General features: G+C 70.2%; 11 protein-coding genes and 1 pseudogene. 7 read left to right on the top strand and 5 right to left on the bottom strand.

Annotation, left to right across the window (positions count from 1 at the left end):
- Positions 1 to 71: 71 nt before the first annotated feature.
- Complete coding sequence (locus BM355_RS12530) at positions 72 to 1,208, bottom strand: alpha/beta hydrolase (protein ID WP_091699166.1); 1,137 nt, start codon at positions 1,206 to 1,208, stop codon at positions 72 to 74.
- Between the two features lie 273 nt (positions 1,209 to 1,481).
- On the opposite strand from BM355_RS12530, the gene BM355_RS12525 reads away from it, so the two are divergent.
- The 6 genes from BM355_RS12525 (at position 1,482) to BM355_RS12500 (ending at position 10,546) form a co-directional block, all read left to right on the top strand.
- Positions 1,482 to 1,940 (top strand): 23S rRNA (pseudouridine(1915)-N(3))-methyltransferase RlmH, encoded by a 459-nt coding sequence (locus BM355_RS12525; protein ID WP_177227956.1) that lies wholly within the window; start codon positions 1,482 to 1,484, stop codon positions 1,938 to 1,940.
- 82 nt (positions 1,941 to 2,022) lie between these two features.
- A complete protein-coding gene (locus BM355_RS12520; RefSeq protein WP_091699164.1) occupies positions 2,023 to 7,269 on the top strand; it encodes an Lhr family ATP-dependent helicase in 5,247 nt (1,748 codons plus the stop codon).
- A 51-nt stretch (positions 7,270 to 7,320) separates the two neighbouring features.
- Complete coding sequence (locus BM355_RS12515; protein ID WP_091699162.1) at positions 7,321 to 7,779, top strand: hypothetical protein; 459 nt, start codon at positions 7,321 to 7,323, stop codon at positions 7,777 to 7,779.
- 10 nt (positions 7,780 to 7,789) lie between these two features.
- Positions 7,790 to 8,251, top strand: a complete 462-nt coding sequence (locus tag BM355_RS12510; RefSeq protein ID WP_091699159.1) for a VOC family protein — start codon at positions 7,790 to 7,792, stop codon at positions 8,249 to 8,251.
- Between the two features lie 24 nt (positions 8,252 to 8,275).
- Positions 8,276 to 9,211: a DNA-formamidopyrimidine glycosylase family protein gene (locus tag BM355_RS12505; protein ID WP_091699157.1), complete on the top strand. Its 936-nt coding sequence runs from the start codon at positions 8,276 to 8,278 to the stop codon at positions 9,209 to 9,211.
- Positions 9,212 to 9,325: 114 nt separating this feature from the next.
- The gene (locus BM355_RS12500) at positions 9,326 to 10,546 is read left to right on the top strand and encodes a glucose-1-phosphate adenylyltransferase family protein (protein WP_091699155.1); all 1,221 of its coding nucleotides are present in this window, start codon (positions 9,326 to 9,328) and stop codon (positions 10,544 to 10,546) included.
- 24 nt (positions 10,547 to 10,570) lie between these two features.
- On the opposite strand, the gene BM355_RS12495 is transcribed toward BM355_RS12500, so the two are convergent.
- The 3 genes from BM355_RS12495 to mobF form a co-directional block, all read right to left on the bottom strand.
- Positions 10,571 to 11,005, bottom strand: a complete 435-nt coding sequence (locus tag BM355_RS12495; RefSeq protein ID WP_245760812.1) for a restriction endonuclease — start codon at positions 11,003 to 11,005, stop codon at positions 10,571 to 10,573.
- A 100-nt stretch (positions 11,006 to 11,105) separates the two neighbouring features.
- Positions 11,106 to 11,354 (bottom strand): winged helix-turn-helix domain-containing protein, encoded by a 249-nt coding sequence (locus BM355_RS14960; RefSeq protein WP_177227955.1) that lies wholly within the window; start codon positions 11,352 to 11,354, stop codon positions 11,106 to 11,108.
- A gap of 21 nt (positions 11,355 to 11,375) precedes the next feature.
- Entirely contained in the window at positions 11,376 to 13,670 is a 2,295-nt protein-coding gene (mobF, locus tag BM355_RS12485) for a MobF family relaxase (RefSeq protein WP_483869252.1), read from the bottom strand.
- Between the two features lie 124 nt (positions 13,671 to 13,794).
- Here mobF and BM355_RS12480 point away from each other — a divergent pair, with 124 nt between their 5' ends.
- Positions 13,795 to 15,381: a hypothetical protein gene (locus BM355_RS12480; RefSeq protein WP_245760811.1), complete on the top strand. Its 1,587-nt coding sequence runs from the start codon at positions 13,795 to 13,797 to the stop codon at positions 15,379 to 15,381.
- A gap of 12 nt (positions 15,382 to 15,393) precedes the next feature.
- Here the strand turns inward: BM355_RS12480 and BM355_RS12475 are convergent.
- Positions 15,394 to 15,506 (bottom strand): annotated as a pseudogene (locus BM355_RS12475) (IS5/IS1182 family transposase); the annotation flags it as partial.

Raw genomic sequence — 15,506 nt, 5'->3', positions numbered from 1 at the left:
CCCCTGGTCCACCGGTTCACTCCGGTTCGACCAGGGGCTGTTCGCATGTCCGGGGTGTGGGCCGGCGACCCTCAGCGGCCAAGATGGTCGTCCAGGAACCGGGCGATGACCTTCCAGGAGAGCTGCTCGTCCTGCGGCGGCACCGGGTCCAGGTGGGCCGAGCGGACCACGGTGGTCATCTCGCGGGTGGCCCGGGCGAAGCCGTGGTCATGCCCGGCCCCATGCACCTCGTAGTACGCCACCGGGGTCCCCGCCGACGCCATCCGGGAGTAGAGCAGCGTGCTCTGATGGTCCGGCACCACCATGTCCTTGGTCCCGTGCGCGATCAGCGTGGGCGGATCCCCCGCGTCCACATAGGTCAGCGGGCTCGCGGCGGCCACCAGGTGCGGGTGCGTGAGGATCGAAGCGCCGATCAGCCGGGACTCGTACGCGCGGGGGTCGTCGTGACAGTCCACCAGCCGGTGCGCGCGGTTGAACTCCTCGCAGGCCCCGGGGATCATGTGCCGGTTGATCTGCAGGAAGTCGGTGGGGGCGAAGAAGTTCACCGCGGCCCCCACCTCCGAGGACTCACCCCGCACGCCCACGTCCCCCTCCAGCGTTGGCATTCCACCGGTCACCCCCAGCATGGTGGCGATCCACCCGCCCGAGGAGTTGCCGGCGGCGGCGATCCGGTCCGGGTCCAGGTTCAGCCGCTCGGCGTTCGCACGCACCCACCGCACTGCGGCCTTGGCGTCATGCAGCTGTGCCGGGAACACCGCCTGGTCCGAGTTGCGCACCGAGTAGGACACCACCGCGTACCCCTGGGCCACCAGGTACGCGGCCACCTGCTCCCCGCCCACATTGCCCTGGTCGCTGCTCCACCCCGAACCGGACGTCCACATCACCACGGGGAACGGGCCGGTCCCCTTTGCCGGCAGGAACACGTCCGCCGTGCCGGCGTTGCCGGGCAGGTTCGCGTAGCGCTGGTCCAGGATGATGCGGGCCTCGCCGGGCATCACGCGCGGATTGGCCTCGGCCCGGTTGAACATCACGACGACGGCCAGCACCCCCGCGAGCGCCATCACCAACACGGTGGTCACCACCAGGATCCACCGTCTGCGCCGATGCTGACGCCGTGCGTGCTCCGCCTCTGCGGCCTCGGCCGCTTCGGTCGGTTCGAACGGTTCAGTCGTTCCAGCCGCCGGCGGTGCCCCCACCTCTGCCGTCATCCGGTTCCCCCTGGTCCTGCTGCGGCCCGTCCACCGCACTGATCTCCCTCACCCCGCCGGCCGTGCCGGGTGCTGGGAGGCGCCGGCCGTCGTCGGGTGATCCCTGACGCTAGTGCCCGGCGGGGTCCATGTCAGGACACGTTTCGGCCACGGTGCTCGGCAGCGGTGCGACCCCGCGCATTCCTCACCTCCGGCCCGGATCCGCACTGCCCTGTGAGGGGGTGCGTTTCCGGGGCGGCGGTGTGGAACGGTGGGGCCTGGGAGGATGGGGGCATGGCGGTGAAGGTGTTGGCGGTGGGCAAGAAGCACGAGTCCTGGGTTTCGGAGGGGATCGGACGGTACGAGAAGCGGCTCAAGAAGCCGTACGACCTCTCCTGGCAGCTGCTGCCGCACTCCTCACGGGAGGGGGACGCCGCGCGGGAGGAGGAGTCCGCACGGATCCTGTCCAAAGTGGGCGCCCAGGACCACCTGGTGCTGCTGGACGAACGCGGGAAGAACCTGGACTCCCCCGGGCTGGCACGGCATCTGCAGGGGCAGTTCGACCTGGGCCGGCCGGTGACCGTGGTGATCGGCGGGGCGTACGGCGTGGACGCCTCCGTGCATGCACGGGCGGACCTGACCTGGTCCCTGTCCAATCTGGTGTTCCCGCATCAGCTGGTGCGCCTGATCCTGGCCGAGCAGCTCTACCGGGCCCAGGAGATCTCCGGCGGGCGGCCCTACCACCACGCGTGAGAGTGGGCGGGCGGTGCCTGGCTCGGCCGGGGACCCCGCTGTCAGCCCTAGCCCGTCCGGGGGCTCCCGTAGCATGACGGCGATGTCCACCGACGGCCCCACACCCCATCCGGAGACGGTGCTCTCCCGCTTCACCCCCGCCACCGCAGAGTGGTTCGGCGGGGCGTTCGCGGCGCCCACCCAGGCACAGATCGGGGCCTGGGACGCGGTCTCCACCGGTCAGCACGCGCTGGTGATCGCACCGACGGGTTCAGGCAAGACGCTCGCCGCGTTCCTGTGGGCGCTGGACGGTTTCCTGCGGCAGCCGCCCATACGGCAGGACAAACCGTGGAAGCCGGCCGGGAAGCGCGCGAAGAAGACGGAGGACAGCGACGGGGTTGGTGCCGAGGCTCCCCGTGCCGCCACCCGGGTCCTCTACATCTCCCCGCTCAAGGCGCTCGGCGTGGACGTGGAACGGAACCTGCGCGCCCCGCTGATCGGGATCACCCAGACCGCCCGGCGCCGGGGTGAGGATGCCCCGGATGTGCGTGTGGGCGTCCGCTCCGGCGACACCCCCGCCCGCGAGCGCCGCCAGCTGCTCACCGATCCGCCGGACATCCTGATCACCACGCCCGAGTCGCTGTACCTGATGCTCACCTCCCAGGCCCGGTCCACCCTGACGGGTGTGGAGACGGTGATCGTGGACGAGGTGCACGCCGTGGCCGGCACCAAGCGCGGCGCACACCTGGCGGTCAGCCTCGAACGGCTCGACGCCCTGTTGGCCAGGCCCGCCCAGCGGATCGGGCTCTCGGCCACGGTGGAGCCCCGGTCTGAGGTGGCCCGGTTCCTGGGCGGCATCCAGCCGGTGCAGGTGGTGGCTCCGGCGGCGAACAAGTCCTGGGACATCACCGTCACCGTGCCCGTCCCGGACATGACCGAGCTGCCCCAGGCCTCCGCCGCGCACGACGGTGCTGACAGTGGGTTCGGGTCCGGTCCCCAGCCGCAGGCCTCGATCTGGCCCCATGTGGAGGAGCGGATCGTGGACCTGGTCTCCGCGCACCGCTCCACCATCGTCTTCGCCAACTCCCGGCGCCTGGCCGAACGCCTCACCGGCCGGCTCAACGAGATCTGGGAGGAACGGCAGGCAGGTCCCGAAGCCAGCACAGGCCTTCCCGACGACGCCCGGCCAGGAGCGCTGCAGGATCCGGTCGCACTGGGCGAGATTCTCCAGGACTCGCCCTGGACCCCTGCAGAGGCGAACCCGCCTGCGGGAGGCGAGGAGCCGTCGTCGGGAAGCAGGGAACGGAGCGGGGCGGGAGGACAGCCGCGATTCGGCCCGGCTCAGCTGATCGGCGGCTCAGGGCAGTCGGCCGGAACGAGCGCCGAGGGGTCCGGGCAGGAGTTCGCGCGGGCCCATCACGGCTCGGTCTCCAAGGAGCAGCGGGCCCTGGTGGAGGAGGACCTGAAGTCCGGGCGGCTGCGGTGCGTGGTGGCCACGAGCTCGCTGGAGCTGGGCATCGACATGGGCGCCGTGGAGCAGGTCATCCAGGTGGAGTCCCCGCCCTCGGTGGCCTCGGGGCTGCAGCGCGTGGGCCGTGCCGGGCACCAGGTCGGCGAGACCTCGAGGGGCTTCTTCTTCCCCAAGCACCGGGGGGACCTGGTGGACACGGCCGTGGTGGTGGAGCGGATGCTGGCGGGGAGGATCGAGTCGCTCTCGGTCCCGGCCAACCCGCTGGACATCCTGGCCCAGCAGACCGTGGCCGCCAGCGCCCTGGGCGAGATCGACGCCGAGGAGTGGTTCGACCTGGTGCGCCGTTCGGCCCCGTTCTCCGCGCTGCCGCACTCGGCCTATGAGTCCGTGCTGGACCTGCTCTCCGGGCGGTACCCCTCGGACGAGTTCGCCGAGCTGCGGCCCCGCGTGGTGTGGGACCGGGAGGCCGGGACCCTGGAGGGCCGTCCCGGGGCACAGCGGCTGGCCGTCACCTCCGGCGGCACCATCCCGGACCGCGGGCTGTTCGGGGTGTTCCTGGCCGGCACCGAGGACGAGGCCGGAGCCGGCGCAGGCACCGCACGCACGGGCGGCCGCCGGGTGGGCGAGCTGGACGAGGAGATGGTCTACGAGTCGCGCGTGGGGGACGTGATCGTGCTCGGCGCCACGAGCTGGCAGATCCAGGACATCACGCACGACCGTGTCCTGGTGGTCCCCGCGTTCGGACAGCCCGGACGCCTGCCGTTCTGGCGCGGAGACGCCGAGGGCCGGCCCGTGGAGCTGGGCCAGGCCGTGGGAGCGTTCCGCCGGGAGATCGCGGCCAGCATGGGAGCCGGCGCGGGTGCGAGTAGGACTGCCGGATCCGAACGGCTCGCCGCCGCCGGACTGGACACCTGGGCGCAGGACAATCTGACCGCGTACCTCGCCGAGCAGCAGGAGTCCACGGGCGTGCTGCCCACCGAGAAGACCCTGGTGGTGGAGCGGTTCCGGGACGAGCTGGGCGACTGGCGGGTGGTGCTGCACTCCCCCTTCGGGATGCCCGTGCACGCCCCATGGGCGCTGGCCGTGGCTGCGCGGCTGCACGCCCGGTATGGGATGGACGGGCAGGCCATGGCCGCCGACGACGGGATCGTGCTGCGCGTGCCGATGATGGACGACGAGCCACCCGGCGCCGAGCTGTTCCTCTTCGCCGCCGACGAACTGGACGAGATCGTCACCCGGGAGGTCGGGGGCTCGGCCCTGTTCGCCGCCCGGTTCCGGGAGAACGCCGCCCGCGCCCTGCTGCTGCCCCGGCGGGACCCCGGCAAGCGCTCGCCCCTGTGGCAGCAGCGTCAGCGCTCCGCCCAGCTGCTGGAGGTCGCGCGGAAGTACCCGCAGTTCCCGGTGATCCTGGAGACCGTGCGCGAGGTCCTTCAGGACGTCTACGATCTCCCCGCGCTCAAGGACCTGGCCACCCGGATCGAGGGCCGGTCCGTGCGCCTGGTGGAGACCACCACGCAGGCCCCGAGCCCCTTCGCGCAGTCCCTGCTGTTCGGGTACGTGGCCCAATTCCTCTACGAGGGCGACTCCCCGTTGGCCGAACGCCGCGCCGCCGCGCTGTCCCTGGACCCCGGACTGCTGGGCGAACTGTTGGGCCGGGCCGAGCTGCGGGACCTGCTGGACCCCACCGTGATCGCCTCCGTGGAGGCGGACCTGCAGCGGCTCTCCCCGGGACGCCGGGCGCGCGGCCTGGAAGGTGCGGCCGATCTGCTGCGCCTGCTCGGGCCCCTGAGTGTCCAGGAGACGGCTGCGCGTCTGCAGGGCGAGGAGGGTGACCAGGCTGCCCCGGCAGAGGTTCCCGACGACGGCACCGCACCCTCCGCAGACACCTCACCGCAGGCTCTGCCTCACGCCTCGGTGGAGGTGGCCCAGGGCCACCTGGATCGGCTCGTGGCCGACCGCCGTGCCCTGAAGGTGCGGATCGGCGGGCAGGAGAAGTACGCCGCCGTGGAGGACGCCGCCCGGCTGCGGGATGCCCTCGGCGTGGCCCTGCCCATGGGCATCCCGGTGGCGTTCATCGAGCCGGTGGCCGACCCGCTGGCCGATGTGGTGGGACGGTACGCCCGCACCCACGGCCCGTTCACCCCGGCCGAGGCCAGTGCGGCGCTCGGACTGGGTGCCGCCGTGGTCCACCAGGTCCTGCAGCGGCTCTCCGCGGACCACCGGGTCACCGAGGGCGAGTTCCGGCCCGGCGGCGAGGAGGTCCGGCGTCCTCGCGGGCCGCTGGACACCGAATGGTGCGACGTCGAGGTGCTGCGCCGGATCCGCCGCCGGTCCCTGGCCGCCCTGCGCGCTGAGGTCGAGCCCGTGGAGCAGCCGGCCTACGCGCGGTTCCTGGCCGACTGGCACCACCTGGAGGCCCGTCCCGGCGGCGGCTCCCCCGCCGTGCTCAGCGGCGTGGACGGTGTGGCCACGGTGCTCGAGCAGCTGGCCGGGGTGCCCGTCCCAGCGAGCGCCTGGGAGACCCACGTGCTGCCCGCCCGCGTGCGCGACTATTCCCCCGCCCTGCTGGACGAGCTGCTGGCCGGCGGAGAGTTCCTGTGGTCCGGCACCGCCGAGGCCCCGGGCAACGACGGCTGGATCGCCTTCCACCCCGCCGAGACCGCCGACCTCACTCTGGTCCACGCCGAGGACGTCGAGCCCGGTCCGCTGCATCAGGCGCTGGTGGAGGCGCTGTCAGGGGGCGGCGCCTGGTTCATCGGCCCCCTGGTGGAGCGTGCCCGGCAGCATCTGCAGGAGGGCTCGGACCAGCCCGTGTCCGCCACCTCCAGCGATTGGGTGTCCGCCCTCTGGGACCTGATCTGGGCCGGACGGGTGGGCAATGACACCTACTCCCCCGTGCGCGGTCTGCTGGGCCAGGGCCGCACCGCCCACCGGCAGCGCTCCCGGCCACCCCGGGCCCGCACCGCCCGGCTCAGCGGGACCGGTCGCTCCGGGCGCCTGGCCCGGCTGCGCGGACTGACCGGAGAGGGGATGACCACCGAGAGTACGGACGGCTCCCTGAGCGGCGGGCTGGCCCTGATCCCCACGGACGCCGCCCGGTCCGCCGGACGGTGGTCCCTGCTGCCCGAGCCCCTGGCTGACCCCACCATCCGGGCCCACGCCACCGCGGAGATCCTGCTGGACCGCTACGGAGTGATCACCCGCGGGTCCGTGGTGACCGAGGAGACCCCCGGCGGGTTCGCCGGACAGTACCGCCTGCTCACCCGCATGGAGGAGGCCGGACAGGTCCGCCGCGGCTACTACATCGAGCACCTCGGCGCCGCCCAGTTCTCCACCGGCGCCACGGTGGACCGGCTGCGCGGCTTCGCCCGGCAGGACGTGGATGCGGCTTCCCCCGCCCCCGGGGGCTCCCTCGACCAGGACGGCCGGCACGGCTTCCCGAACGATCCCGCGCCCTGGCGCACACCCGAGGTCGAGCCGGACCTGCCCGCGCTGGCCCTGGCCGCCACGGACCCGGCCAACCCCTACGGGGCGGCCCTGCCGTGGCCGGAGGTCCCCGCGGGGCCGGATGGCGTGCGCCCCACAGGCCACCGCCCGGGCCGGAAGGCGGGGGCCGTCGTCGTGATGGTGGACGGGGTGCTGACGCTCTACGTGGAACGCGGCGGCCGCACCCTGCTGTGTTTCGCCGAGGACCTCACGGACGCCCGGGTGCTCCGTCCCACCGCGCAGGCACTGGGCTGGGCACTGCGCACCGCACGGGTGGAGAAGATGTCCCTGGAGAAGGTCAACGGGCTGCCCCTGCTGGGCACACCCTTGGCCGAGGCGCTGCTGGCCGCCGGGTTCTACGCCTCCCCCTCCGGACTGCGCTTCCGCAGCTGAGCTATGCTCAGGCCACCAGACCTGCACCGAGCGGGTCACCAGCAGATCGGCATGACCATGGACCTGTGGAGTGAGACCCGCAAGCAGTCCCTCGTGGTGGCAGGCGTGCTGACCGTGCCCCTGGTGATCATGGCCCTCACCGGAGGCGTCAGTCTGCCCAGCACGCTGGCCGAGTGGGCCCTCACCGCGCTCGTCCCCCTCGGCCTGGTGCTGTGGACCGCGTTTCTCGGCCACGCCCTCCCCGTGAGACTGGCCGGACAGGGCGCGTGGTGGTGGACCTGGCTGGCCACCATCTCCGCCCTGACGGCCTACCTCGTGCTGGTCCTAATCCGCCCTGCCGACCTGTCCACGCTGACCTACGAGCTGCCCCTCCTGCTGCTCGTCACCGTTCCCCTGGGGCTGGTCATCTATGCCGTCCGCGGGATGATCGAGCTGCGCGCCGTGGTCCAGGAGCGCAACGCGGCCTGGCAGGCAGAGACACACCAGCCCCGGCAGACCACCCCGGCGTAGAGTTCGGGCCATGACCGAGCAGAGCACCACCCCCTCCGCCGCCCAGGCCAGTGTCACCCCCTTCCTGATGTTCGAGGGTGAAGGCGGAGCCGCCATGGACTTCTACGTCGAGGCGTTCTCCCCGCACCTGCCCGCCGGTGTCACCCGCCGTGACCTGCGGGATGACTCCCACCCTGAGACGAAGGACAGCCCAGACCTGATCGGCACCGTGCTCCACGGTGAGATCTCCCTGGCCGGACAGCACCTGCGCATCTTCGATTCCCCGCCCGGTCACGAGTTCAGCTTCACCCCGTCCATCTCCCTGTTCGTGGACCTGCCGAGCACCTGCACCGCGGAGGAGCTGGACGAGCTGGCCGACACCCTCTCCGCCGGCGGCCACCCGCTGATGCCGCCGGGCGACTACGGCTTCTCCCGGCGCTTCGCCTGGGTCGCCGACCGCTGGGGCGTCACCTGGCAGCTCAACTTGGCCTGACAGCCCCCTCCCCCGTGATCCACCATGCCTGAGGGCGACTCCCTGGTCCGCCTGGCCCACCGCCTGGACCCCGTGCTGAGCGGCCGCACCCTGCTGCGCACGGACTTCCGCGTGCCCCAGTGGGCCACCCTGGACCTCTCCGGCCGCACCGTGGACGCGGTGCGCCCGCGCGCCAAGTACCTGCTGATGGAGCTCGGAGACCTGACCGTCCTCTCCCACCTGAAGATGGAGGGCCGCTGGGACATCTATCCCGACGACGGCGGGAGACCTCCGCGGTGGGCACGGCCGGAGTGGCAGGCCCGGTGCGTGCTGCAGACCGCCGAGCATCAGGTGGTCGGGTTCCAGCTGGGCCTGCTCGAGGTGGTGCCCACGGCAGAGGTGGCGGACCGCCTGGAGTTCCTGGGTCCAGACCTGCTGGGCCCTGGTTGGGAGGACCCCGAGCAGGCCGAGCGGCTGCTGGCCGAGTCCGTCCAACGCCTGGAACAGGACCCGGACCGGATGATCGGCACGGCTCTGCTGGACCAGCGACTGGTCTCCGGGATCGGGAACATCTACCGCTGCGAGACGCTGCTGCTGGCCGGACTGGACCCGCACCGCCCTGTCTCCTCCGTCCCGGACCTGCCCGGGCTGGTGCTGATCGCCCGGGACCTGCTGCGCTCCAACGTCCCGCCGGCTGCACCGGCGCGCGGGGCTCAGCGCACCACCACCGGTGTCCGTCCGGATCCGTCGGCACCCTACGGGGTGCGGGTGGTCGTCCCCGCCCCACGCCCAGCACCCGCCGGACGCTCCCTGCCCGGCCGCCGGACGCCGTCGTACTTCGTCTACCGGCGCGAGCGGGAGGGGTGCCTGCGCTGCCGCGGCCCGGTCCGCCTGGAGGAGCTCTCGGACTCCAGCGCCGTGCAGGAGGAGGGCTCCGCCCTGGCCCGGCAGCTGTGGTGGTGCCCCCACTGCCAACGCTGACCGCCCGGGGGCAGACACCGGCTGGTCGTCTGGTGCGACCCCCCGGAGCAGGTCTAGCGTGGGACCGTCCCGCACGGGCGGGGCACCCGAGCCTCGGTTCAGATGGAGGGCACCATGGCAGACCCGTTCCCGAACGACCGCACCCAGCGCACCGTGGCGCTCGTGCTGGCAGGAGGCAAGGGCAGCCGGCTGTCCCCCCTCACGGACGCCCGGTCCAAGCCGGCGGTGCCGCTGGCCGGGCAGTACCGGCTGATCGACGTGGTGCTGTCCAACCTGGCCAACTCCGGCCTGCGCGACGTCTGGGTGGTGGAGCAGTACCGCCCGTTCACGCTCAACCAGCACCTGGCCATGGGCCGGCCCTGGGACCTGGACGGGACCCGCCACGGCCTGCGCATCCTGCCCCCGGCGGAGGGCCGCTCCGAGGAGGGGTTCGCCGCCGGCAACGGCCATGCCCTGCACCAGCAGATCCCCATCCTGCAGGCCTTCGGCGCGGACACCGTGGTGGTCTGCAGCGCCGATCACCTCTACCAGCTGGACCTGCGCCCGGCTCTGGAGCAGCACCACCGGCTGGGCTCGGAGCTGACCATCGTCACCACCGAGGTGATGGAGGACCCCAGCCGCTACGGCGTGGTGCAGGTCAAGGATGCTGACGGCGAGCGCCGCGTCACCCGGTACGACTACAAGCCGGACTCCCCCGGGGGGAACCTGGTGGCCACCGAGGTCTTCATCTACAACGTGGACGCCCTGGCCGCGGCCACCGAGCACCTGGTGGAGCAGGACGACGACGACGCGGACGAGGGCGCCGACCGTGAGGGCACCTCCCTGGGCGACTACGGCGAGACGATCGTCCCGCACTTCGTGGAACGCGGACGCACCCACGAGTACCGGCACGAGGGGTACTGGCGGGACGTGGGCACCATCGACGCGTTCTACCGCGCCCACATGGAGCTGCTCGAGGGCCAGGGGCTGGAGCTGGGCAGCCCCGGCTGGCCGCTGCTGACCAACCACAAACCCGTCCCGCCGGCCCTGTTCGGCCCCCAGGCCACGGTGTCCGGGTCCCTGGTCTGTGCCGGTGCCACGGTCAAGGGTGAGGTGACCGAGAGCGTGATCGGCCCCGGCGTGGTGGTGGAGGCCGGTGCCACGGTGCACCGCTCCATCCTGCTGGGCGAGACCACCGTCCCGGCGGGAGCCGCACTGGACGCGGTGATCGCCGATGTGGGCGCGGAGATCCCCACCGGGCAGACCGGTCAGACCAAGCCGGGCCCGGGCAACATCACCGTCCTGGTCCCGCAGGACCGCGGTCCGGACAGTGACGACGAGACCACCGGACACTGAGGCCTTACCCTGTCCGCCGAGCTTTCAGTCGAAGAAGTCCTCGTCGATCAGCACGATGCGGTTCGGCACGGCATCGGCATGGGCCTGCGCGTGCTTGCTGAAAGAGCTGGTCGTGATGAACACACCCTTGGTCGCGCCGTGCAGGTGCAGTGCGCCGACGAACGCCTGAATGGGCTCACGTCCCACGGTGTTCTGCTCCGCGTACCGCTTGGCCTGGACGTACACACGATCCAAGCCGAGCGCGTCCCCGTCGATGACTCCATCGATGCCACCGTCGTGTGCCTTGCCGGTCACGGCGGCCCTACCCTGGGTACCGCCATAGCCCATAGCCATGAGCAGGTTGACCACGGCTTCCTCGAAGAAGGCCGGCGTGGAACCCTGCAGTCGTTCCAGCAGTTCGGCGCGGACAGTCTCATTGAGGCTAGTGACAGCGTCCTGGGCCTGCTCTTCCGGGTCCACGATGGCTCCTGAGGTAGCCCCCGACGATGGCACGTGTCCGGTGGACCCCCGTCCTTCGCTACCCCGCTGCTTTTTGGCACCCGTCTTGGGCCAGAACGGGTCAAAGAACGTGCTGGCCAAGTACGGGCCTTTCGATGAGTCCTGCCTTGGAGGAATGAGTCAGTGCCCACCCGGCCCGTCCGCGATACCGCACCTCACCGGATTCCACCGTCTCAGCGCGTGCCTCCGCACCGAGCTGCAGACGCTCGGCAGTTCCCTCGATGATCTCGCGGCGCTTCATCTGCCCACACTCGGCAAGCAGTTCCAACGCCGGGCGGACGAATCGAGGCCAAATGGGGACGGTCGCCACGGGCACGGTTCCCCCCCCCACTCACGGGGCGACCTCGTCCGGCCCAGTCGTTGCCATGGCGTAGTGCGCGGCGTGTTCACGAAGGTATCCACGAATCTCTGGTGTGGAGAAAGACAGGGTTTCGTTGGGAAGGACCTCGATCAAACCGGAGCGCTCGAGGCGGCCCTTGTAGACGGACATGTAGCTGGTGTTCTTGCCGATGCGCTGGGCGATGTCACTGCTCCGGCTAGGTTCGTCGTCCTGCGCCATGGCGACGAGAATCGTCTTGTCCACGTCCGAGAGGTCTTCGAGTGCCGGGGCGTGGACGAGCTGGCCGATCTTGCGGCGCGCTACGGTGATTCCGCGTTGCGCGTGCTCGTTCGTGATCTCCATTCCTTGTTCAGTACGCCATGTGTGGTAACCGACCAGCTGAATCATGAACGGATACCCCCCAGTTGCTGTCGCGCATTCTCGGGCGATCTCGGCTGGCCATGCCCGATCCGCATCCCGTGCGGTCTGGAGAAACGGGTCTGCGACGTCTGCCTCGTCGACTTTGCCCAGCACGGCCATTTCGGCGCGGCGAAGGAATGTGCTCACACGCGGGCGCTGTGCGTTGTCCGCAAGGAGCTGGTCAATCGCCTGTGGAATGCCCGCCATCACCAGTGCGATGTTCTGGTCCTCGCGGATCAGATGCTGCGTGATGGCGGCTAGGTGGCGGCCCTCCATGTCGGGTCTGCTGGTGATCCGCTCCACCGTCGCGAGGTCGACGGTCGGTCCAGTCGTCGCGTGCGAGCGGTCGAGGAGACGGTCTTCTGCCGTCAGCAGCTCTTCCGTCGAGTACAGCACCGCCCCCAAGTGGCGGAACCGGCTCGACCCGTCCGGGCGGCGGAACGACAGCGGGCTCGACGCCAGCTCCGGCGGGGTCAGCCGCAGCGACGCATTTTCGGCGGCGTCGGTCACCATCGCGGTGATCGCCTCCCGATCCTCCGCCGAGGCGAACCGGGCACCCATGAGCTGCCGGCTCGCCTCGGCGTGGAGGTTCCATCTCCGCCACGTCGAACGCTTCTCACCGACGACGGCGACGACCGAGCGGCCGAGATCGGCGATCGTGTCCAGCGGCACGTCGTCGGCGCGCAACAAGGCCGCCGGCGCCCCGCTCGCGGCGATCGTGCGCGCCCAGCCGGTCACGTCCTCACCGAGCAGGGTGCTGGCACGGTTCCGCCATTCGGCGGTGAGATCGGCGAGCGAGTGCGCCTGCTTCTCCGGTCGGGTGGCGAGCGTCGCTTGCGCCCGCAACTTCAACACGGTCGTCGCCGACGGCTCCCGGCCGTGCTTCTCGACGTAGGCGTCGATCAGTCGGGTCTTCTCCTCCTCGATCTGCCGGGTGCGTGAGGAGAACTCCGTGACCAGTTCCTCCGGCACCGGGGCGAGCTCCCATGCCGGGTTGCGGTCCCGGCCGCGTTCTCGGGCTTCCCATTCGAAGCCGAACGTGCCCGTGATCCGGTCGGCAAGGGTCGCGTTGTAGAGCTCGGACAGAGCGACAACCGAGGCGTGCGCGGGCCGCCCGGCCAGGGTGCGCCACTTCTGGTCCTGGACCGTCAGCACCTTGTTGCTCACGACCACGTGCGTGTGCAACTGCGGGTCGGCGCTGCGCGAGTCGTAGTGGTCGAACGCGGTTGCGAGGACACCTGCGACATCGACATGGGCGACCGCCCCCTCGGGGCCAGCAGCGCCCACGCGGGTGGTCGCGACCTCTCGTTCGAGGAACACGATCACCTCTGCAACCGCCTGATGGTGCGCGTCTGCAATCAGGGATTGCGTGCCCGCGTCCGCAACTCCCCACAGCGCAGACAGCGACTTCGGCACCGAGAAGGTCAAATCATAGCCCGCGACCGCCCGGCGGGTGCCGCGCTCGGCCTCCTCCGCCTCGATCACCGCGACCTGCTGCGCGCGAGCGACCGGCCCCAGCTCGGGATCGAGACCGGCGACTCGCTTGTCGACGCGCTCCTGCACGCTCGCGTACTGCCGGTACGCCTCGCCCAACGGCTCTCCCGTGATCGGGTCACTACCCATCCCGACCAGGAGCTGAAGCTGCGCCTCGGACACCTGCCCACCCTCGGCGAGCTCACCGCCACCGAGGTACGGCAGACCCGAGCCCATCCAAGAACCAGGAGGCGTCCCCTCCTCCGTGTAGTACCTCGTCAACGGCGTCGAGAGCGAGCGGTCGCCATCCCCTGCGGCCACCGTGTGCAAGAGGTACTGGTAACCGTGGCCGGCCGACATCACACGCATCGAAACCGTCATACCGACGAGGTGAGCGGCGCCCACCGTGGGCATACAACCTGACGGGCGCCGGGGCCGGTCGCTGTTGATCCCGGTGTCACGCGACTCCGCAAGTTAGGCTCGACCTATAGGCGGGGCACGTTTTGGACGGTCCCAAACGCGAACATGGGGGTCGGCCATGAGCATTCTCTACCGCGCGGTGTGGTCTGATCCCAACGTGTCTGATCGCACGGCGATAGTTGGGCGGTTTCAGGAGCTCGTCGCCGCCTGGACGCAGGAGCGCGACGACGCGCCGCCGCTCGTTGAGGGCGTGAGCGAGTTCGAGGTCTCGCAGGGTCGCCACCGGACCGTGGTGCTCCGTTCGGTCAGTGGAAACGCCTTCGAGGTCGTGGCTACGGACCAGGTGCCCGCGGACCCCACTGAATGGGTCACCACGGTCCGCATCCTCCCGGATGATGCAGGTATCCATACTCTTGTTGAGTTGAGCATGTCGTCCGACGATCTCGCCCGCCGTGTAGCGGTAGGCCGCCCAAAGATCGTTCACGATCTGTTGGAGGCGGCAGGCAAACCTCAGCTCGGCGGCAGTGGGATCCTGACCGAGCCGCTTGCGTTGCCTGCGAATGGTGTCTCAATTTTGACCGACATGCTGGCGAACCCCGAACGGAGCCTTCCCATAGTCGTCTGCGCAGAGCCGAGGGGGGAGCATGATAGTTCGTGGCTCCGCGTCGCGCGTGGAATCGCGGCACGTGCGGAAGGCGTTGCCGCAGTAGTGACGTTGGACGCGCAAGCGGCCGGCGTGTTCAAGCAGGAGTTTGGACAGCTCGCCATCTGGGACGGTGGTGTTCGAGTGTACTCGCCCGGCGTCGTAACTAAGGAGTCCGAGGGCTGGCGGCACCGCTACTACCTCCGTACACGTCTGGAAGCCTCAGAGACCGCCACCGTCAATCGCATCGTCTATTCAGTCGCGCAGCTGTCGACTAGGCGGCGCATCCCAGGCATGTTCAAAGTATTCGGTGAGCAGAATGGTTTGCCCGCCGAGGCGCTCGGTGGCATGGTCCCTGCTGAGACGCTCGCCTCTGCGCGCGACGAGTGGGAGTATGCACTTGAGTTGGCGCGGGACGAACAGAGTGCGCTCGAACGCGAACTCTCGGCAGCGACTGGACACCTCGCGCGCCTGAAGAACGAGTTGATCACCCGGGGTATGGTCGACTTGCTTTGGGGCACCCAGCATGAAACCACGGACTCGATGCCGGATGAGGTGCAGGTCATTTCGGAAGCTGTGCTCGCCGCTCAGGTCTATCTGACTCGATGGCTCTCGCTTCCGGATTCAGCGATCCGTGAACTCGACGATCTCGATACTGCGCCGGAGGCCTTCAACTGGGGTAACAAGACCTGGCGCGGGCTGCGGGCTCTGGCTGGCTATGCTGAGGATCGCGCTGGGGGGTGGAACAAGGGCGGATTCTGGGAATGGTGTGCCTCTGGGCCACTGCTCGGCTGGCCCGCCACAAGCAAGAAACTGTCGATGACGGAAAGCGAGGGTGTGCAAACCGGCGGGAAGTTCAAGGGCACACGAGACTTCGCGGTCGATCCACAGGTGGCTCCTTCCGGTGTCGTGACGATGCTCGCGCACCTGAAGATATCTGAGGGCGGTGGCAACCTCGCGCCACGCGTGTACTTCTTCGATGACACCGGCGGCTCGACGAAAAAGATACACATCGGACTTGTCGGCCCGCACTATCTCGTCCCCAATAAGTCCTCGAACTAGGGCGTGTCTCCCTTATGCGCGTAGCCAGGTGAGAATGGCGCAAACGGTGAGGGCGGCGCGGTAGGTGATGGCGAGCTTGTCGTAGCGAGTAGCCAAGCCGCGCCATTGCTTGGCCAGGGCGAAGT

It is taken from the genome of Micrococcus terreus (assembly GCF_900116905.1).
GTDB classification, from domain to species: domain Bacteria; phylum Actinomycetota; class Actinomycetes; order Actinomycetales; family Micrococcaceae; genus Citricoccus; species Citricoccus terreus.
This window is presented reverse-complemented; position numbering and strand designations above follow the sequence as displayed.

Coding starts and splice junctions, on each gene's coding strand:
- BM355_RS12480 (WP_245760811.1), top strand. CDS start 13,795: ATGAGCATTCTCTACCGCGCGGTGTGGTCTGATCCCAACGTGTCTGAT.
- BM355_RS12500 (WP_091699155.1), top strand. CDS start 9,326: ATGGCAGACCCGTTCCCGAACGACCGCACCCAGCGCACCGTGGCGCTC.
- BM355_RS12525 (WP_177227956.1), top strand. CDS start 1,482: ATGGCGGTGAAGGTGTTGGCGGTGGGCAAGAAGCACGAGTCCTGGGTT.
- BM355_RS12520 (WP_091699164.1), top strand. CDS start 2,023: ATGTCCACCGACGGCCCCACACCCCATCCGGAGACGGTGCTCTCCCGC.
- BM355_RS12515 (WP_091699162.1), top strand. CDS start 7,321: ATGACCATGGACCTGTGGAGTGAGACCCGCAAGCAGTCCCTCGTGGTG.
- BM355_RS12530 (WP_091699166.1), bottom strand. CDS start 1,208: ATGACGGCAGAGGTGGGGGCACCGCCGGCGGCTGGAACGACTGAACCG.
- mobF (WP_483869252.1), bottom strand. CDS start 13,670: ATGCCCACGGTGGGCGCCGCTCACCTCGTCGGTATGACGGTTTCGATG.
- BM355_RS12505 (WP_091699157.1), top strand. CDS start 8,276: ATGCCTGAGGGCGACTCCCTGGTCCGCCTGGCCCACCGCCTGGACCCC.
- BM355_RS12510 (WP_091699159.1), top strand. CDS start 7,790: ATGACCGAGCAGAGCACCACCCCCTCCGCCGCCCAGGCCAGTGTCACC.